Source organism: Desulfosporosinus sp. Sb-LF, assembly GCF_004766055.1.
Classification (GTDB): domain Bacteria; phylum Bacillota; class Desulfitobacteriia; order Desulfitobacteriales; family Desulfitobacteriaceae; genus Desulfosporosinus.
The window spans coordinates 1-19,001 of record NZ_SPQR01000022.1 but is presented as its reverse complement, the minus strand read 5'-3'; the positions used below and the strand labels follow the sequence as shown (position 1 = coordinate 19,001).

The window sequence follows — 19,001 nt, the reverse complement described above, 5'->3', positions numbered from 1 at the left end:
AGAACGGCGTCTCGTCTAACGACTAATTAAGGGTGTCATAGTGTCTAACTAGTAGAAGCAAATTAAATTGGAGTGTTAAGAAGATGTTCTCACAAATAGCGCTTGGTACAACAGAACAGGGTTTAATGTATGCCATCATGGTTTTAGGGGTCTACCTGACCTTCCGAATTCTCGACTACGCGGACTTGTCTGTGGACGGAAGTTTTACACTCGGTGCAGCGACCGCGACGTCGCTGATCGTCGGAGGTGCTAATCCATGGTTTGCTACAGGAATGGCGTTTATTGTTGGGAACCTCGCAGGCTTATTTACGGGGATACTTCACACCAAGTTTAAGATTACGCCTCTACTCTCAGGGATTTTAACCATGACAGCGCTCTATTCTATCAATCTACGAATCATGGGGAGGGCCAATATCTCACTCCTTGGTTCGCGTACCATCTTTACCGATTTTGCCCAGCTCCCTGTGATGGAAGAATACGGTGTCTTTATACTCAGTTTAATATCCGTAGTCTTCCTCGGAACGATCATTTACGTTTTCTTGCAAACCGAATTGGGACTTGCCTTGCGATCTACGGGAGATAATGAACTGATGATTCGAAGTCTTGGTGTAAACACGGATCTCATGAAAATCCTTGGTCTCAGTATATCTAATGGATTAGTAGCTCTTGCAGGTAGTTACGTGGCTCAAAATCAACAATTTGCGGATGCCAGTATGGGGATTGGGATGATTATCGCTGGGTTAGCTTCCGTCATTATTGGAGAAGTGTTAGTTGGAACCTCTTCGATTGGCCGAACTATTATAGCTGTAATCTGCGGGGGCGTTATTTATCGCGTGATTATTGCTCTCGTCTTACAGTTGGGTTTAGCACCGACCGATTTGAAGTTAGTGACCTCTATTATTGTTATTACCGCTTTGATTTCGCCCAGCTTCAGAAAAAAGATTGCTGCTTGGACTGCCGGTGTGAAGGGAGAGAGTGCATAATATGCTAACCGTTCGTAATTTGGTGAAGGTCTTTAACCGAGGAACCATTAACGAGAAAAAGGCATTAGATCGGGTACTCTTAGAACTTGTGCCCAATGATTTCGTTACCGTAATCGGAAGCAATGGCGCTGGCAAATCAACGTTTTTAAACGCCGTCGCAGGTAACTTCCTGGTAGATTCAGGAGAAATCTTCATAGACGGCAAAGAGATCACACGCCTTCCGGCGCATAAACGTGCAGCCTTAATTAGCCGGGTGTTCCAAGACCCCTTATCCGGTACTGCAGGCTCAATGACGATCGAAGAAAATCTAATTATGGCCTTTCGCCGAGGAAAGACTAGGCGCTTACGACGAGCCATCGGACCCGAAGAGCGAGATTTATTTCGTGTAAAACTAGAGTCTCTGGGCTTAGGACTTGAAAATCGTTTAACTCACCGCGTCAACCTTTTATCCGGAGGGCAGCGTCAAGCCCTGACCCTTCTTATGGCAACATTACAAAAGCCGAAGCTTTTGCTTCTTGACGAACACACAGCTGCCCTCGATCCCAAAACAGCTGCCAAGGTCTTAGAATTGACTGTTGACGTGACCGAACGGCAGCACCTGACTACCTTGATGATCACCCACAATCTTGACCACGCACTTGCCTTTGGAAATCGAACGATTATGATGCACGAGGGCCGTGTGATTCTCGACATTAAAGGGACGGAACGAAGCAATATGACGATTAGTCGTTTGCTCGAAATGTTTGAGAAAGCTAGTGGGTCCCATATGAATACGGATCGCATGATTTTAGCCTAGAACTTTTCTTCAAAGGGGTTGCAACAAACTTAATTTCAGTTTGTTGCAACCCCTTTTTATTGGATAATTTCATATGATTCAAAGGATTATAACACGCAGTTGGTGTATAATCACCTCTAAGATGACGGAATGGGGCTCAAAAAAGGCACCTGGAGAATCCAGGTGCCTTAAACCATATTAGTACTCAATTACTCTGTCTTCTCTCCGAGCAGCTGCATCAATGTCTCTTGTTCTTCTCGCAACTTTGCGAGTTCATCTGCTAAATTAAGGGCGGTCAAAATGGCAATTTGGTGAATACCCAAGCGAGGTAGCCGTTGAGCGATCTGACGCATCTTATTATCCACTTCATGCGCCAACCCTAGAATATACGGTGCTGTCCCTTCACCGCGGAGCACATGCTTTTCCCCAAAAATCTCAACGGTGATTTTAACTGGTTCATGCGACACAATTCTTCCCTCGCTCTCTTTCTCCTACTCTATTTTCGCCATTCTGCGTCAAACTCCTGCTGAATTCCCTCTGAAACTCTTGAATTCAGTATATTTACTTCATCATCCGTCAGCGTCCGCTCTAAGGACTGGTAGCGTAACGAGAATGCCAGGCTTTTGCGATCATCTGGTATAGGTTTTCCCGTATAAACATCAAATATCTCTACTTGTTGCAACAAATCCCCGCCGAGCTTTCGCATCTTAGCCATAACAGCATCAGCCGAAGTTTCAACGGACACAACGATAGCCAGATCCCTTTGGATCGCAGGGAAACGAGGAATAGAGTGTGCACGAACAGTTTGTCGCATCCGAGCAAATAATCCCGCTAACTCTAATTCGAAAACGACCACCCGTTCAAGGCCCCACTCCTTCTCCAGGGATGGGTGCATTTCACCAAGAAATCCAATGCGTTGATTCTGAAGATAAATATCAGCAGAACGGCCCGGGTGTAATAGCAATTCGTTTTTAGCCCTACGATAGTCCAATTTAAGTCCAAATTCCAGAGCCACTTCTTCCATAATTCCCTTAAGATAATAGAAATCATACTCCACCGATTGGTTTAGCCAATGCCTTCCACCCTTACCCACTGCGACCCCCGCAACACGAAGTTCTTCTCGAGGAAGATTCCGTAAAGGCTGTTCCTCTCCCCAATAAGTATTCCCAATCTCGAAAATGCTTACATCCGTGTTACGCCGAGAAATATTCCGAGCTGCAACATCGAGGAGCCCTGGCAGTAGAGTGGTACGCATCACACTAAGTTCTTCTCGTAAAGGATTAAGCAACGGAATCGAATGCTTTGCGCTACCCCACTGGGCATCAGTGTCCGCGCGTGTGAATGTATAGGTCATCACCTCATCCATTCCGGATTGGGCCAGGGTCTTGCGTAACCTCCGGCGAAACTCCTGTTCAGGAGTCCTCCTACCTTGCGTCAAATCCCCTTGAGGTAGAGTTGTTGGAATTCGGTCATACCCAATTAAGCGAGCCACTTCTTCCATTAGGTCTTCTTCGATTTCAATATCTGAGCGGTAAGTTGGAATCTCAACCTGGAAAAGTCCTGCTTGTTCCTCATACCTAAAGTTCAAATTCTCTAGCACTTCACGAATCTCGGCTGTTTTGAGCTCAATCCCAAGAACCGTTGACGTATGTTCTGCTGAGAGACTTACTTGCCGATGAGGAGGAATTTTCTTTACTTCATCCACCAGGGCAACAGGGCGTCCCGCCCCTAAGTCTAGAAGTAGATCACAAACTCGCCCTAGTGTGGCTACGATTCCTTGTACATCTATACCCTTTTCAAATCGATTAGAAGCCTCCGACCTAAGCCCTAAGCGACGACTTGTCCGACGGATACTCACTCCGGAAAAATGTGCGGATTCAATCATAAGCCGAGTCGTATCCTGTGTCACTTCACTGTCTAACCCACCCATTACGCCAGCTACTGCTAAAGCCTGGTGGTCATCCGCGATGAGTAAGGTATCTGTTTGAAGTTTCCGTTCCACTCCATCTAAAGTGTTGATTTTCTCTTCGGGGTGAGCAGCTCGAACGTGGATATCTCCCCGTATTTTATCTCGGTCAAAGGCATGTAGTGGTTGTCCCATTTCCAACATACAGTAGTTTGTAATATCGACAATATTATTAATGGGGCGCACTCCTGCAGCTTTCAGTCGTCTCTGCATCCATTCTGGAGAAGGAGCAATATGAACATCCTCAACGACTAAACCAGCATAACGATGACATAACTCGTCATCCTCGATAATAATCCGAAGATCCGGGTCCGTTGGTAGGGATAGCACTTGATCCTTTTCCGCCCATTTTGTCAGATGGGGCTTCTTCCTGGTGAGACACGCAACTTCGCGAGCGACATTTACCATGGCCAAGCAATCTGGCCGATTCGGGTATAGTTCTAGGTCTAAAACACTGTCTTCGCGACCTAAATAGTTGCCAAAGTTCTCGCCGATAGGAGCACCTGGTGTCAAAATAAGAATCCCATTTTCACTGCGATCTGATCCTACTGATGCATCAAGTAGAAGCTCCTCACGCGAACACAACATGCCAAGTGAGACAACCCCCCTAAGTTTGGACTTCCGGATAGAAAGGTCATTGGGAAGCGTCGCCCCTACCATAGCCACAGGAATCCGATCCCCCACCAATAAGTTTTGGGCACCCGTGACAATCGTCACTTCTTCTTGCCCCACGTTTACAACGCAAACCCATAGCCGATCTGCATCGGGATGCTTTGTTAGACTGACTATTTCCCCAATCACTACTTTTTCGAATCCCTTATTCAGATTCTCTACGCCCTCTACTTCAATCCCGCCACGGGTTAACGTTTCCGCTAAATCTTCTGCACTCTGATCGACATCAACCAGCTCGCGCAACCATTCCAAACTGACTTTCATGATTTCCCCCCCTTAAAACTGCTGCAAAAAGCGCAAATCGTTATCGAATAAGAGTCTCATATCTTCAATTCCGAATTTCAGCATAGCAATACGCTCCACCCCCATACCGAAAGCAAATCCGGTGACTTCCTTCGGATTATATCCACCCATTTCTAAAACCTTAGGATGAACCATACCCGATCCCAATATTTCGATCCAACCGCTTCCTTTGCAGAGCCGACATCCCGCTCCTCCACAAAGCATGCAGGAAACATCAACTTCAGCGCTTGGCTCAGTGAACGGGAAAAAGCTTGGCCTTAAACGAATTTCTCTCGATTCGCCAAACATTTCGCGAGAGAAGTTTAACAGAATCCCCTTGAGGTCTGACATGCGAATCCCATGGTCTACAACTAGACCCTCCACCTGGTGGAACATCGGAGAATGCGTCGCATCGTCATCATTCCGATAGACCTTCCCTGGAGCAATAATTTTCACTGGAAGGTTAGGATGAAGCTTCTCCATCGTTCGAATTTGAACAGGAGAAGTTTGGGTTCGAAGTAGAATTTCCTCTGTAATATAAAAGGAATCTTGCATTTCGCGGGCCGGATGTTCCTTGGGAAGATTAAGCGCTTCAAAGTTGTAGTAATCTGACTCGATTTCCGGTCCTTCAGCAATTTGAAATCCCATACCCAAAAAGATGTCTTCAATCTCTTCCATGACCTGTGTGAGAGGATGATAATGTCCACGCGGGATACGAAGGCCCGGTAACGTAATATCAATGCGTTCCGTGTCCAAACGTTTCTGTAATGCCATCGTATCCAGTTCCGCACTACGCTCTTCCCACGCTTGTTCTAGACGGCTACGTACTTCATTGACAACTTGTCCCATAATTGGCCGTTCCTCAATACTCAAGCTACCCATTTTGCGGAGCATTGCTGTTAAGGTTCCCTTTTTTCCAAGGACCTTCACTTTGAGTTCTTGGAGCGCTTCAGGCCTATCCAGCTCCTTCAGAACTCGTAATGTCTCTTCACCGATGCGTTGTATTTCGTTCTTCAAGGTCAACCATCCTTTCCAAATCCATATGTCACTCTGGCCAAGCCGATAAAAAAAGACACCCGCCCCTGGAAAGGGACGAGAGTCTATTATCTCGTGGTACCACCCTAGTTTGACTACATTAGCCACACTCAAGCTCCATGTAACGGTGGAAACCGGGCCTACCTACAGATCAGCAGACCACTCCCAGGCGAAATTGAACCTCCTAATTAAACGAGGTGGGTACTTTCTTAGCCGGCTCACAGTCTTTGGCCAGGCCTCCCTGAAAAGAAAACACTCTTTTAACCCGATCATCGCATTACTATTGATTTTAACTTTAACCTATTGCATGTTCACAGAAAATTATAGCATTCTCTACAGCGTTTTACAAGAAATCCCTCTGACGAACTATTTCGTAAAGCAAAATGCCTGTAGCCATCGCGACATTAAGAGATTCCACATCTTGAGCCATTGGAATAGTCACGCGCTGAATATCTGCACTCCGAAAGGATAGAGACGGGCCCTTTCCTTCGTTTCCGACGACAAGGGCAAGCGGACCAGCTGTTAATCTTGTGCGATAAAGAGAACTTCCCTCAATATCTCCCACTAAGACGCGCAAGCCTCTGTCACGACAAAAGTTTAAAATATCTTCTGGTTGCTTATCGGGCAGGAGGATTAAGGAAAAGAGAGCACCCATTGTACTTCGTAACACCTTAGGATTATATAAATCAACAGTCCCCGGTGTCAAACAAACATTACGAACTCCTGCAGCCAACGCTGTGCGTAGAATAGTCCCTAAATTTCCTGGATCCTGAACACCGTCTACTATAAGTAACACTGAATGCCTGTCAATATGTATGTCTAACCATGAATAACCCGTTTGCCGAACAACCGCTAATATTCCTTGCGGTTCTTCTGTTGCACTCATCTTACGCAGAACACGTTCATCGACTTCTTCAAAAGGGATGCTTCGTTCATGCAACCTATTGAGAATTAACTGCCAGTCAAGAGGACTGCGTTCTGGGCAAACATAGATCTTCTTTATCGGAGCATTTCTGCTCAACGCTTCTTCGACAAACCGCCAGCCTTCAACTACAAACAGTTGTGCCTCCTCACGCGCTTTACGCCGCTGCAGAGAAGCTACATATTTTACCTGCTCATTCTGTAAAGATTCGATCATCCATGCTACCTCCATGAGAGCGTGAATACTCGCTCGCTGCACTTGTTCCCAGGTCATGACCCAGACAAGGATGTTCGGGGTTAACACAGCCATAACTCGAGCAAAGATGTTCGAGATTAGAACACCGCCATGGATGGCTAGGCGTCGGGATGGCCAGGTATCGTGATAACTCTAAGGAACTAGTATTATAAAAAGAGGGTGCTAACGCACCCTCTCTACTTATCCGTTGATTTGTACTTTAGCAACATTAACGAATTCTGTAAACGCTGCAGCGTCGCTAATTGCGAGTTCTGCTAATATCTTACGATTAACAGAAACTCCCGCTTTCTTAAGGCCATTCATCATGCGGCTATAAGACATGCCATTCATGCGAGCAGCGGCGTTAATTCTAGCGATCCAAAGCTTACGGAAGTTCGATTTATTATCTTTTCTGTGAGCATAAGAATAAGCTAACGATTTCAGAACTTGCTCATTCGCTGGGCGGAAAAGCTTACTTTTTGACCCACGATATCCTTTTGCTAATTTTAATATTTTCTTATGGCGTTGATGTTTCGTTACGCCTTTTTTTACACGGGACATCCCGAAGACCTCCTTTTAGCTCAAATATTATAGATAGGCGATTAGATTAGCAATCCGTTTTGCATCAGATTTGTGCATAACTACTGATTGGCGCAAATTCCGTTTCGCCTTCGGCGATTTTTTCTCTAGCATGTGGCTTGTATATCCATGCATACGGACAATTTTACCGGTTCCTGTTTTCTTAAAGCGCTTTGCTGCGCCACGGTGGGTTTTCATTTTTGGCATTTGAGTAATCCCCCTCTCGGTATTAGTCGTGCTTGATCGTAGCTAGAATCATAATCATATTGCGCCCCTCGAGTTTTGGTTCGCGCTCTACAGTAGACTCTGCTTTGCAGAATTCAGCGAGTCTTACACATAGTGCTTTTCCCAACTCAGGGTGGGTAACCTCCCGCCCCCGGAACATGATGGTTACCTTAACCTTATCCCCATCAATCAAAAAGCGTTGGGCATTACGGGCTTTTGTTTCGAAGTCATGATCCTCAATGTTCGGACGCAATTTGACTTCTTTGATTTCCATGTTCTTTTGTTTCTTGCGAGCCTCTTTATCTCGCTTAGCCTGCTCATACTTATACTTTCCATAGTCCATAAGTTTGCAGACCGGCGGTTTGGCCGTCGGCGCAATCTCGACGAGATCTAAAGACTTCTCGACAGCGAGGCTCAAGGCATCTCGAGCCGTCATAATCCCGAGTTGTTCTCCCTCTTCACCGACGAGACGAACATCCCGCACCCGGATTTCGTCATTTAGTCTTAAGTCCTTGCTAATAAGAAACCACCCCCATTAAAATTTCAACGTAATAGAAAAAAGACGGGTGAATCACCACCCGTCTTCTAAACAATCAAGAGCACACACTAAGCTCAGGACCAGAAGATACCATACCGACAAATGCCGTAAGGTGAGAAGCGGATGGCTTCTACTTGACAACGAATATCTTACCTCAAAAATTCCCTCATGTCAACAACTATCAACATTCGTTCTTAACATGCCTGTTGTTGTTCTGTGATATTATCACAATCCCCTGTTCCCATTCCCCTAAAACAGTTTGCCAGCTACTATTAACAATACTTGAGGTTTTCCCATCCTATTCTGTCTTAGGCTTCCTTGGGACTAATTTTTAGAATTCTTTTGCTCTTAACCTCTTCTTGGACGAGGGCAATAAACTCCTCAACGGTCACCCTTTCTCCAACATCACCTTGCCCGTACCTTCGGACTGCCACACTATTGGATTCAGCTTCCTGATCCCCGACAACTAACGTATATGGGATTTTTTCAGTTTGAGCTTCCCTGATCTTATAGCCAATCTTTTCTTTGCGTTCATCCGCTTCTACCCTTATATCCAGGTCATTCAGACGGGAGGCCAGGGTTTTTGCATACTCATGATGCCGTTCACTGACCGGAAGGATACGGACTTGAATGGGCGCCAGCCAGACAGGAAAAGCCCCTGCATAGTGTTCTGTCAGTAGTGCGATGAATCGTTCGATACTTCCATAGACGACCCGGTGAATCATCACAGGCCGATGTTTTTGGCCGTCTTCTCCAATATAATTTAAGTCGAATTTTTCCGGCATTTGGAAATCCAGTTGGATCGTTCCGCATTGCCATGTTCGATCGAGACAATCCTTCACATGAAAATCAATCTTAGGTCCATAGAACGCTCCATCACCTGGATTAATGTTGTAATCAATCCCTTTGTCCTCTAATGCTCCCTGGAGAGCCTTGGTTGCCGTTTCCCAGTCTTCATCCGAACCCATGGAATCCTCAGGACGGGTCGATAATTCCACCTTATACTCAAACCCAAATACTTTGTAGAAATAGTCCACCAGTTCAATAACCCCGATTAATTCTTCCTTGATTTGGGATGGAAGCATAAAGAGGTGCGCATCATCTTGGGTAAAGTTTCGAACCCGTAGTAAACCATGGAGTGCACCCGAAAGTTCATGGCGATGTACAAGTCCCAGTTCCCCTACACGAAGTGGAAGATCTCGATAACTGCGCATTTTTGTTTTATACATGATCATACCGCCTGGACAATTCATGGGCTTCACAGCATAATCCTGGTCATCAATTTCAGTGAAATACATGTTTTCTTTGTAATGATCCCAGTGCCCAGATTGTTCCCACATCGAGCGATTGAGGATGATTGGAGTCTTAATCTCCTGATAGCCGCGTCTACGGTGTTCCTGTCGCCAGAAATCCTCCAGCGCATTACGTAAGATCATGCCTTTTGGATGGAAGAACGGAAAACCAGGTCCTTCTTCGTGTAAACTAAAAAGATCCAGCTCTAAGCCGAGTTTACGATGGTCACGTCGTTTGGCTTCTTCCAGCTTAAACAGATGATCTTCAAGTTCGGAAGGCTTAGAAAAGGCAGTTCCATAGATACGTTGAAGCATTTTATTCTTCTCGTTCCCCCGCCAATATGCACCCGCTAGGCTCATGAGCTTGAAGGCCTTAATACTAGCCGTTGAAGGCAGATGAGGTCCTGCGCAAAGGTCTGTGAAATTTCCTTGAGTATATAGTGAAATTGCAACATCGTCTGGGAGACCCTCAATAAGTTCCACCTTGTATTTTTCCCCTAGGTCACCAAAGTACGTTAACGCCTCTTCTCGAGACACTTCTCGGCGTTCGTAAGAATACTTCTCCTTTACCAGGCGACTCATTTCCTTCTCAATAAGCGCCAAATCCTCTGGAGTAAAGACATGTTCGGAATCAAAGTCGTAATAAAATCCTTTAGCAATCGTCGGTCCAAAACCAAGCTTTGTCCCTGGAAATAGATTTCCTACGGCTTGAGCCATCAAGTGTGACGTGGAATGTCGCAGTATATCTAAGCCTTCCTCACTATCTATCGTAACAATCTCTACAGCCGCATTTTCCCTAAGCCCATAGGCTAGGTCCTTCAGCTTATCATTAACCTTTCCTGCTACAGCTACCTTCGCCAATCCTCGAGAAATAGAAGCTGCTAATTCTCCGATGGTTGTTCCTTGCTCTACCTCGCGAATTGATCCATCTTTTAAGGTAACTTGAATCATAATTATCACTCCTTACTAAATTTGACAAGCAAAAGAGGCACTTGAAAAGTTTACTTTATAAATGGAAAATATAAAACTCTCGTCCCTGCAAGGGACGAGAGTTTACTCCCGTGGTTCCACCCAATTAAAAGGTCATCTAATAAAGGCCTTTCACTCGATTTCCCTTAACGCGGGGTACGGCAAAGCTTACTTATTTCAGCCCAGCACTCAAGGGTGGTTTTCTCCTGTACGTTCGTGAGAAATGCTTGCAGCCAAGGCATTCCCTCTCTTACACAAAAAAACAGAGTACTCTCCCTTTCAACGATTTTCTTATCATATTGACATATTATCTCAAACTATCTGCTTGGCAGATTGGCACAATTCCTGTCCATAGTATAACAAGGAACTCACTTATTTGTCAAAACTTTTCACATAGAGAACAACCTGGACAGTTTCGTACACGGTCCCCGAAAACACTCTGAATAGTTTGCAACGTGTCTTCGTAACCGTCGTATCGTATATGTAGTGTAATTTGACGAGGTGCAACCGCAATCAATGCGCTGATCAATAGATCTTCATACCCTAATTCATGAACATTATCGAGTTGGTAGTCCTCTAAAAACTTATGGGTTACATTGTCCCCCTCATTGTTATAGAGATAGAACTTACCCTTTGACGTTATTCCGACGTGTAAGCTTTCTAAATTAGGGGATTGACTATCCACAAAGCGTTTCAATAATTGAATAAACTCTAAGTATTCCTTTTCGATAACGTCCTCATCAATGGCAAATTCTACAGCGTTTTTCACTTCTCCTTTATAATCCTGGGCACGAAAACGCAAAAATCCCTCAATATCGAAAACCGAGCTATGATCTAGGCAACCTAAGATTTGCGTAACAAGGCTTGTTTTTCTATTTACTCGATATCCTTTAACTTGCCCTAAGCCGCTATTCAAGTAATCCAAAGCCTTTTTTAGTACCCTCTGCCTATTATCTCGCTTTAGTTGATTATTCTTTTTAAGTATCTCTGCTACGTAATCTTTCTCCCAATGAATTAAAATCGTCTCCGCCAGAGCATTCGCCAAATAATAACGATGAATTTTTTGAACTACATCTTCGTTTTCTGTCATCTCTGCCGAAGAGTCTTGAAATTGACATTGAATGAGCCAGCGTTTTCCCTGCCGCTGTTCAACGATTTGCAAAGGAAGTTGTTCTTGATCACGCAATTCGCGTAAGCAATCACATATACTTTCCCGATAATTTTGCGTTCCTAATTGCACGGAATGTTCCACTGGCACCCCTCCCATACTAGAGTATATGACTTAGTTGAAGTCATATTTCGGTTGGGCCAATCTCTAAGCACTTTTCTGCGAAATATATTTTTTCAAATGCCAAGACATTCCTTAATATTTCCATAAACACAAGATTTTATTCTCTTTCAATTTTCAAGTCACTTTCTTAGGGCAATTAAACTTCTGGTATTACATATCTAATTTATTTACTCAGGAGGCTAAAATATAATCCAAACCCTCGAGAACTCTAAAAATGGCAATTAAAAAAAGCCGTCCTTATTGACAGCTTCATTTAGTCAGCTTTCCTTTAATCCTTAAAAAGGTTCTTTTGATTTGATTTCTCTTTATCCATACCTCCCCTCCTAATTTGTCTATACTATTTTAAATCGCACTTCGACATTATTCTTAGCTTCGATCAGCAAGCACACATCTTCTTCACGAGGTTTATAATTAGCGACCAAAATATCGTTCAAATTAATCCAGAATACTCCCGCTTCCGTCCCCCACACTGAAACTTTATCATCTGCCACATCAATAGTTTCTACGACACCAAAATCAACAGTACATTCTACGACACCACAAACATCTATACCCAAATTCTTTCCGAGAAATTTATCCCGAAAATATTTTACAAATTTGATTTTTGACGTTAAGGTTAACATTTAATATTCCCCCAATCATCTGCTTCTAAGATTAAAAGATGTAACTTGTCCAGCTAAAGCTGAACATTGAGACCTCGACAGGGAAGTCCTGGAAATAATAAAATCAGGATCAGAATACTACATCATCTATAGTTTTACAAGTATGTAAATCCAATTCAAACACTGTGGTAATCATTAAGTTATTAATATGCTGTGTATGGCACTAGATTCGATCTTAAGAGCATGTAGTAACATATGATAATAATCTTAGGTATGGGAGCTTCTGTGAACTGCTCAGTAAGCATCTGTGACTTTCTGACTCCAAGCAAAACAATGAATCCACTGACTTTTAACATCAGTGGATTCTTATAATTCCTTAGGTCGAATGTATACCAACTATAATTGAGTATTTATTCCCCTGCACTTACTAAAAGCTCCTTTACGTAGTTAGGTAGAGCAAAACTCCCTTTATGAATTTCAGTATTATAATACTTTGTTTTCAACCCAAGGCTATTCCAAGCCTGCTCGTCTATGTCTGTCAGTGGATCGTACGTTTTAGAGGCAAACCCAAACAGCCAGTGACCCGACGGATAGGTTGGAATATGAGCCTGATAAACCCTGCAAACTGGGAAAAATTCCCGAATACGCTTATGAGCTCTCTGCATGGACTTAGCATACTCCTGGTAATAGGGGCTTTCATGCTGGTTAACGAGAATGCCATCTTCTTTCAATGCCTTAGAACAGTTCCCGTAAAACTCTTTTGTAAACAGCCCCTCCCCTGGTCCAAAGGGATCAGTGGAATCAACAATAATAAGATCATAGGCGTTTTCCTTGGAGCGGATAAATTTTAGTCCGTCTTCAAAATATAGCTGTACTCTGGGGTCATCCAAATTGCTGGAAGTCTGGGGCAAATATTCTCTGCACACATCCACAACCATTTTATCAATTTCCACCATGTCAATATGTTCAAGGGTGTTGTAGCGCGTCAACTCTCTTACTGTGCCGCCGTCTCCTGCTCCGATGACCAGAACGTTCTTAATCTTTGGGTTTGTTGCCATAGGTACATGAACAATCATGTCATGATAAATAAATTCATCCTTTTCAGTGACCATCATCAAACCGTCTAGTGTGAAAAAGTTTCCAAATTCCTTAGAGTTAAAAACGTCAATTCTTTGGAATTCGCTTTGACCTGAATAAAGTGGCTTATCCACCTTTATAGAAAAACGAACGTTATCTGTATGCTGTTCTGTATACCATAATTCCATGTTATGATTCCTCCACTATTCTGACGTTTTCAATGGCCATATCTTCTGTGCCAGTAAGGAAACAGCCCTTGACCTTTGCATAGGCTATATAATCAATGATTTCTTCGGTTATACGTTCCCCCGGCGCCAAAATGGGAATACCCGGCGGATAACACATAACAAATTCTCCGCTTATATACCCTGTACTATCCGTAATGGCAACAGAGTGCTGATCGGAATAGAACGCTTTCTGAGGCGTCATCACAACATCCGGATTAATGTACTCATGATCAAGCATACCCGCTTTATCCCTAAAATAAAGTCTTTTTATTTCAGATAGAGAAGACACAAGACGTTCCAACGCCAGTTCGCGGTCCCCAACGGAGATGATGGCCAAGATATTGCCTATATCACCCAGCTCGATCTGGATACCGTAATCATCTCTGAGAATGTCATAAACTTCAATTCCTGCCAGCCCTATTTCTCTAGTATAAATAGAAAGCTTGGTATGGTCAAAATCGAACACAGAATCCCCATTAATGAGTTCTGTTGAAAAAGCGTAGTATCCGCCAATTTTGTTAATTTCTTCTCTCGCATAGTGGGCAAGAGAAGAAACCTTTTTAAAGATGCTTTTGCCGTCTATAGCAAGGTTACGTCTAGAAATATCGAGAGAAGACAACAGCAAATAAGACCCGCTGGTGGTCTGGGTCAGGTTGATAGTTTGTCGTACATGCCCTTTGGTAAGACGACTACCTATTAGCAAAAACGAACTTTGTGTCAGCGATCCGCCAGTTTTATGCATGCTGACAGCCGACATATCGGCTCCCACTGCCATTGCACTGACAGGAAGATTATCACCGAAGTAGAAGTGTGTACCATGCGCCTCATCCACAAGTACAAACATATTATGGCGATGGGCCAGATCCGTAATGGACCTTAAGTCAGAACATATACCATAGTACGTAGGGTTATTGATAAAAATCGCTTTAGCATCCGGATTTTCTTCAATGGCTTTCTTCACCTCGGCAAGGGACATGCCTAAGGGTATCCCCAACAGTTTATTAACGCCGGGATTAACATAAACAGGGATCGCTCCACTGATAATAAGCGCGTTAATAGCACTTCGGTGGACATTGCGAGGCATGATAATTTTGTCGCCCTGTTTGCACACGCTCATAATCATCGCCTGCACAGCTGCTGTGGTGCCGTTGACCATGAAGAACGCGTGTTGTGCACCAAAGGCATCTGCTGCTAGCTCCTCCGCCTCCTTAATTACTGAGACGGGATGGACTAGATTATCAAGCGGCTTCATGGAATTAACATCTACCGAAAGGCATTTCTCACCTAAAAATTCGGTGAGTTCTAGGTTTCCTCTACCTTGCTTATGTCCGGGAACGTCAAATGGTACAACCCTCATAGATTTGTATTTTAGCAGAGCTTCATAAATGGGTGCCTTGCCTTGCCATAGTGAATGCATGAAAAGCACCACCTTTCTTACCATAATCATTTGAGATTCATGTCACTCTATATTTTAAGCATCTCCTAGTAAAGATCAATCCAAAAACAATATGATAAGTATATTAGACAATGGCAGAAATATCAATGGAATAGCTTTCACCCCAACAACTGCAAAAAAATAGTTCTTGTTTATTAACTACATACAAACAAGAACTATTAACACGGATTTATCAGTCGGGACATGTTGCTAAAATAAAATTACCCATTGACTAATCAATGGGTAATAAAGCCTTTATCTACAGACAAGTATCATGTAGAATTCTAACATTAGTTTCATATGGTGGGTTTGAGAGGACTCGAACCTCCGACCCCCGCGATGTCAACGCGGTACTCTAACCAGCTGAGCTACAAACCCATATGGTGCCGATGACCGGAATCGAACCGGTACGGGCTGTTAAGCCCGCGGGATTTTAAGTCCCGTGCGTCTGCCAGTTCCGCCACATCGGCAATGAATTGATTGGAGGCGGCACTCAGATTTGAACTGAGGAATAGAGGTTTTGCAGACCTCTGCCTTACCACTTGGCTATGCCGCCAGAGAAATAATAGTGGAGCGGGTGACGAGATTCGGACTCGCGACTTTCACCTTGGCAAGGTGACACTCTACCACTGAGTTACACCCGCATGGTGCCTCAGGACGGAATCGAACCGCCGACACGAGGATTTTCAGTCCTCTGCTCTACCGACTGAGCTACCGAGGCAAATATTATGGCGACCCCGATCGGACTTGAACCGACGATCTCCTGCGTGACAGGCAGGCATGTTGACCACTACACCACGGGGCCGGGGTTTGGTGGGCGATGACGGGTTCGAACCGCCGACATCCTGCTTGTAAGGCAGGCGCTCTACCAGCTGAGCTAATCACCCATCTGACTGACGATTATTAGTATACACAAAAAAGTGCGTTGTGTCAAAGCCTTTTTTTGTGTATACATTATTTTAAATTGGAAACTTAAATTAATCCATATTCTGTAGTTTTCTTTCGAAAATTTTTTATTTTATGCTCAAAATCAGAGCGGCTTTAGTCATTCTATATAAATCCAAGTATGTAAAAACAAAACACTATCAGATAAACAGCCTGTTTATTGATAGTGCTTTGTTTTTCATGTGCCTAATTTTCCTTAGTTTGTCGATACTTTCTTTTGTTTAACGATAACTTCTTCAATACTGAGTGAACGAGTATGTTTGGTATGTGACCACTGTTTGTCTTTACGATTTATAAAACCCAAAAACACAATCGGAATCCAACTATAAATGAAAATGGGATATAGAATAAGCCCCACATAGGCACGCCAAGGTATGCGGTCAAGTGCCAATGCCGCTACTGGGTAGAGATACTGAAAAGCGGATAGAATCTGCCACCCCGTCCAAGGCATAACCAAAGTGAATACATGGGTGTAATGAGGTTGAAACGCAGTGATAAAATTTGTCAACATGAAAAAAGTAGCGATCATAACGAGAGCGGGTTGAAAAAGATGGATAGCGGCATCAAAATACATAATTTTTCTTTCCCTTATTCCTTTGATAATTAGGGGAAAGAAATATCGCCCCGCTACATCTACCTGTCCTTGTGCCCAACGTTTCCGTTGATACCAAGCTTGGATAAAGGTCAAAGGCTTTTCATCATAGACCACAGCATCGTGAGCCCACGTTGTTTTAATACCATGTGATAATGCCTTCATGCTGAATTCAAGGTCTTCGGTTAAGGATGTAGCACCCCATCCGAATTCTTTTAAAACGTCAATCGAAATACACATACCCGTACCACCCAGAACGTTCGAGAGACGACCCGTATTAAACCTTGCAAGTTGAAGCATTCGATTCGTTACCCAAAATGCGATAGAGAACGTATTTGTTACCCACGTATCAAATGGATTCTTTGAATCTAAGTAGCACTGCACTATTTTATGACCTTGGCAAAGCTTACTGTTCATCTCAAATAGAAAGTTATCCTTCACGAGATTATCCGCATCAAAAATTACTATAGCATCGTACTGGCGCTCCAGCTTAAATAAACGATGAAACATCCACTCCAACGCATAACCCTTACCACGTTTTTCGGTATTAAAACGTCGATGCACAATTGCACCGGCATTTCGTGCAATCAATGCAGTTTTATCAGTACAGTTATCGGCCACAACAAAAACGTCATATAATTTTTTGGGATAATCAAGTTGAAATAGATTTTCCAGTAACGGTCCAATGACAGTTTCCTCATTATGTGCAGCGACTACTATAGCAAAATTCTTATCAGGCTTAAGTATTTTAGTTTCCTTTTTACGATACAATCCAAACATTGATAGAACAAAGTAGTAAAAGGTCAAAAAGATGATAATAACTTGAATGGGAAGCATGATAAAATTAAATAGTTGTGTACCCGTAATCCCAGATAAAAAATCCACGGATTCATCCTCCTTCTAACCCATAAATCTTAACATAGGAATAACGCCTATGCAAGAATGGCAATTCAATAAATATAAACAGATTGTCCATAATTTAGTTGTATTTAGTAAGCTATGTACTTAGAACAATAAAATATTTAAATTATCTCCGGTTCGATAGCTTAAGCAGAAAATACATAATAATCGATCCACTAAAGATTACAAATATAAAGCTTGTTTTAATTCCAAAGCTGACTGACTGCCAATAGACTTCTCCGACACGCGAGCCGGAAACCAACGGGACAAATGAGCGAAAGATATGTGCAACACCGCCTCCAATTACCATGAAAAGAAAAAAACCCGAGATTAATATTAGTATGCCCATAATACCTGTTGGAGTATCCAGCCGCCATCGACGTACTAAATCACGTTTCATCCAATGTAACTCTACGCTCATATCTCTGGTCCACTTTTTCAACATCTTTCTCACCTCATATCTAACATATGAATGAGTTGGTATAGATCACACACCTATTAATATAGAATGGTATAAAAAATGGTGAAATGGTTATAATCGTGATCAAAGGAGGTGGCTTAATATGCCAGTACCAGCAGCAGATGGGAAGTTTATACATTGTTCCTATTGTAACCAAAAATTCCTCTTTGGTTATGAAGCTAATAAACACGAAAAAGAGAACCACGCCGATCAGTTAGAATCATCTAGCTTGTAGTACTCCATTTTGTTACTTTAATCAGGTAACACAGTAGGTAATCCAATGGATATCGTTTGTTAGCTACTCTGGTACCTTTTCGTAGGCCACGGCCCAGAATATTGACCTGGAGAGCCTTAACCTCCGTCTTCGGTATACATACAGCCTACGTGAAGCGCCGGCACTCCTAGTGAGGCTACATAGCGGCTCATTACGACTACATTAACCCTGTGGATTGAATGTGGTACATAGTATTCACAACGCAAAGAGATTACCTGATTATAAAAGGTAGTCTCTTTGCATGTTTACCCACGATAGTCTATACGTTCCCAGGGGCCAGCGCCCAAAGCATTCTTGGCCCATTGCTGGCACTCTTTCTTTAGCCCCTTTACTTAAACAATTAAAGGTTGTTGAATTATGGGGTGCTGCAATAGGTTTTTGCCACCTACACAATGTTAACTTTTGTCATTCGTTGTATTTCTATTTTGCCACAAGTACAAAGAGAAACACTTCGTGGCGAAGGTGAGACTTTAGTATACCGAATACGGCAACCCATAACGAAAACTCCAGCTGTGTGACGAAAGTCGGATGAGACTTTCGCCACATTGCGACTTATGACGCACTCTCCGGCAGTGTGGACCCGAAGGGGTGGAACCCCGACCCCATAGACGTTTTAATGCTTGAAAATCGTTCGTTCTAACACAAAAAGACTACCTCGTTAGAGATAGTCCTTTTGCTGGTTTACCTGGCGATGACCTACGTTCCCAGGGGCCTGCGCCCCAAGTA

The 19,001-nt window shown here is 43.4% G+C and carries 17 protein-coding genes, 7 tRNA genes and 2 other annotated features; of the genes, 3 read left to right on the top strand and 21 right to left on the bottom strand.

Translation table 11 applies throughout. From position 1 onward, the window contains the following. The first annotated feature begins 83 nt into the window (after positions 1-83). Both E4K68_RS19370 and E4K68_RS19365 read left to right on the top strand, forming a co-directional pair. Positions 84-983, top strand: coding sequence for an ABC transporter permease (locus tag E4K68_RS19370; RefSeq protein WP_135380626.1), 900 nt, complete (start codon positions 84-86; stop codon positions 981-983). Position 984: 1 nt separating this feature from the next. Then, positions 985-1,779 (top strand): ATP-binding cassette domain-containing protein, encoded by a 795-nt coding sequence (locus E4K68_RS19365; protein WP_135380624.1) that lies wholly within the window; start codon positions 985-987, stop codon positions 1,777-1,779. A 188-nt stretch (positions 1,780-1,967) separates the two neighbouring features. On the opposite strand, the gene zapA is transcribed toward E4K68_RS19365, so the two are convergent. From zapA to E4K68_RS19260, 21 genes are all read right to left on the bottom strand, one after another. Next, a complete protein-coding gene (gene zapA / locus E4K68_RS19360; RefSeq protein ID WP_135380621.1) occupies positions 1,968-2,225 on the bottom strand; it encodes a cell division protein ZapA in 258 nt (85 codons plus the stop codon). Between the two features lie 29 nt (positions 2,226-2,254). After that, on the bottom strand, positions 2,255-4,660 hold the full coding sequence (gene pheT / locus E4K68_RS19355; protein ID WP_135380619.1) for a phenylalanine--tRNA ligase subunit beta: 2,406 nt from the start codon (positions 4,658-4,660) through the stop codon (positions 2,255-2,257). 12 nt (positions 4,661-4,672) lie between these two features. Beyond that, a complete protein-coding gene (gene pheS, locus E4K68_RS19350; RefSeq protein WP_135380617.1) occupies positions 4,673-5,695 on the bottom strand; it encodes a phenylalanine--tRNA ligase subunit alpha in 1,023 nt (340 codons plus the stop codon). Between the two features lie 361 nt (positions 5,696-6,056). Next, complete coding sequence (locus E4K68_RS19345) at positions 6,057-6,851, bottom strand: RNA methyltransferase (RefSeq protein ID WP_135380641.1); 795 nt, start codon at positions 6,849-6,851, stop codon at positions 6,057-6,059. Between the two features lie 219 nt (positions 6,852-7,070). Next, entirely contained in the window at positions 7,071-7,430 is a 360-nt protein-coding gene (gene rplT / locus E4K68_RS19340; protein ID WP_135380614.1) for a 50S ribosomal protein L20, read from the bottom strand. Between the two features lie 27 nt (positions 7,431-7,457). After that, a complete protein-coding gene (gene rpmI, locus E4K68_RS19335) occupies positions 7,458-7,655 on the bottom strand; it encodes a 50S ribosomal protein L35 (protein WP_135380612.1) in 198 nt (65 codons plus the stop codon). Positions 7,656-7,677: 22 nt separating this feature from the next. Beyond that, positions 7,678-8,193: a translation initiation factor IF-3 gene (infC, locus tag E4K68_RS19330; RefSeq protein WP_075366781.1), complete on the bottom strand. Its 516-nt coding sequence runs from the start codon at positions 8,191-8,193 to the stop codon at positions 7,678-7,680. Positions 8,194-8,221: 28 nt separating this feature from the next. Further along, positions 8,222-8,353: a sequence feature (ribosomal protein L20 leader region), on the bottom strand. A gap of 166 nt (positions 8,354-8,519) precedes the next feature. After that, positions 8,520-10,454: a threonine--tRNA ligase gene (thrS, locus tag E4K68_RS19325; RefSeq protein ID WP_135380609.1), complete on the bottom strand. Its 1,935-nt coding sequence runs from the start codon at positions 10,452-10,454 to the stop codon at positions 8,520-8,522. A gap of 87 nt (positions 10,455-10,541) precedes the next feature. Further along, positions 10,542-10,764, bottom strand: a binding site (T-box leader). An 87-nt stretch (positions 10,765-10,851) separates the two neighbouring features. Beyond that, positions 10,852-11,724: a putative sporulation protein YtxC gene (locus E4K68_RS19320; RefSeq protein WP_135380605.1), complete on the bottom strand. Its 873-nt coding sequence runs from the start codon at positions 11,722-11,724 to the stop codon at positions 10,852-10,854. 371 nt (positions 11,725-12,095) lie between these two features. After that, positions 12,096-12,386 (bottom strand): hypothetical protein, encoded by a 291-nt coding sequence (locus E4K68_RS19315; RefSeq protein ID WP_135380602.1) that lies wholly within the window; start codon positions 12,384-12,386, stop codon positions 12,096-12,098. A 389-nt stretch (positions 12,387-12,775) separates the two neighbouring features. Beyond that, the gene (gene speE / locus E4K68_RS19310; protein ID WP_135380600.1) at positions 12,776-13,630 is read right to left on the bottom strand and encodes a polyamine aminopropyltransferase; all 855 of its coding nucleotides are present in this window, start codon (positions 13,628-13,630) and stop codon (positions 12,776-12,778) included. Position 13,631: 1 nt separating this feature from the next. After that, positions 13,632-15,086, bottom strand: coding sequence for an aminotransferase class I/II-fold pyridoxal phosphate-dependent enzyme (locus E4K68_RS19305; RefSeq protein WP_135380596.1), 1,455 nt, complete (start codon positions 15,084-15,086; stop codon positions 13,632-13,634). A gap of 319 nt (positions 15,087-15,405) precedes the next feature. Beyond that, positions 15,406-15,482, bottom strand: a tRNA-Val gene (locus E4K68_RS19300). Between the two features lie 3 nt (positions 15,483-15,485). Continuing rightward, positions 15,486-15,574, bottom strand: a tRNA-Leu gene (locus E4K68_RS19295). 11 nt (positions 15,575-15,585) lie between these two features. Further along, positions 15,586-15,660: transfer RNA gene (locus E4K68_RS19290), tRNA-Cys, on the bottom strand. Between the two features lie 13 nt (positions 15,661-15,673). Further along, positions 15,674-15,748: transfer RNA gene (locus E4K68_RS19285), tRNA-Gly, on the bottom strand. Position 15,749: 1 nt separating this feature from the next. Continuing rightward, positions 15,750-15,825: transfer RNA gene (locus tag E4K68_RS19280), tRNA-Phe, on the bottom strand. Positions 15,826-15,833: 8 nt separating this feature from the next. Further along, a tRNA-Asp gene (locus E4K68_RS19275) sits at positions 15,834-15,909 on the bottom strand. Positions 15,910-15,915: 6 nt separating this feature from the next. Next, positions 15,916-15,991: transfer RNA gene (locus E4K68_RS19270), tRNA-Val, on the bottom strand. 254 nt (positions 15,992-16,245) lie between these two features. Beyond that, complete coding sequence (locus E4K68_RS19265; protein ID WP_135380593.1) at positions 16,246-17,526, bottom strand: glycosyltransferase family 2 protein; 1,281 nt, start codon at positions 17,524-17,526, stop codon at positions 16,246-16,248. A gap of 142 nt (positions 17,527-17,668) precedes the next feature. Continuing rightward, on the bottom strand, positions 17,669-17,986 hold the full coding sequence (locus E4K68_RS19260; RefSeq protein ID WP_135380591.1) for a hypothetical protein: 318 nt from the start codon (positions 17,984-17,986) through the stop codon (positions 17,669-17,671). Positions 17,987-18,104: 118 nt separating this feature from the next. Here E4K68_RS19260 and E4K68_RS21535 point away from each other — a divergent pair, with 118 nt between their 5' ends. Then, positions 18,105-18,236, top strand: a complete 132-nt coding sequence (locus E4K68_RS21535; protein WP_282433015.1) for a hypothetical protein — start codon at positions 18,105-18,107, stop codon at positions 18,234-18,236. The last annotated feature ends 765 nt before the right edge of the window (positions 18,237-19,001 follow it).

What these genes read in the sequence shown, in the direction of transcription:
- E4K68_RS19370 (WP_135380626.1), top strand. Translation starts at nt 84, where the DNA reads ATGTTCTCACAAATAGCGCTTGGTACAACAGAACAGGGTTTAATGTAT.
- E4K68_RS19365 (WP_135380624.1), top strand. Translation starts at nt 985, where the DNA reads ATGCTAACCGTTCGTAATTTGGTGAAGGTCTTTAACCGAGGAACCATT.
- pheT (WP_135380619.1), bottom strand. Translation starts at nt 4,660, where the DNA reads ATGAAAGTCAGTTTGGAATGGTTGCGCGAGCTGGTTGATGTCGATCAG.
- E4K68_RS19345 (WP_135380641.1), bottom strand. Translation starts at nt 6,851, where the DNA reads ATGATCGAATCTTTACAGAATGAGCAGGTAAAATATGTAGCTTCTCTG.
- rplT (WP_135380614.1), bottom strand. Translation starts at nt 7,430, where the DNA reads ATGTCCCGTGTAAAAAAAGGCGTAACGAAACATCAACGCCATAAGAAA.
- rpmI (WP_135380612.1), bottom strand. Translation starts at nt 7,655, where the DNA reads ATGCCAAAAATGAAAACCCACCGTGGCGCAGCAAAGCGCTTTAAGAAA.
- thrS (WP_135380609.1), bottom strand. Translation starts at nt 10,454, where the DNA reads ATGATTCAAGTTACCTTAAAAGATGGATCAATTCGCGAGGTAGAGCAA.
- E4K68_RS19315 (WP_135380602.1), bottom strand. Translation starts at nt 12,386, where the DNA reads ATGTTAACCTTAACGTCAAAAATCAAATTTGTAAAATATTTTCGGGAT.
- speE (WP_135380600.1), bottom strand. Translation starts at nt 13,630, where the DNA reads ATGGAATTATGGTATACAGAACAGCATACAGATAACGTTCGTTTTTCT.
- E4K68_RS19305 (WP_135380596.1), bottom strand. Translation starts at nt 15,086, where the DNA reads ATGCATTCACTATGGCAAGGCAAGGCACCCATTTATGAAGCTCTGCTA.
- E4K68_RS19260 (WP_135380591.1), bottom strand. Translation starts at nt 17,986, where the DNA reads ATGTTGAAAAAGTGGACCAGAGATATGAGCGTAGAGTTACATTGGATG.
- E4K68_RS21535 (WP_282433015.1), top strand. Translation starts at nt 18,105, where the DNA reads ATGCCAGTACCAGCAGCAGATGGGAAGTTTATACATTGTTCCTATTGT.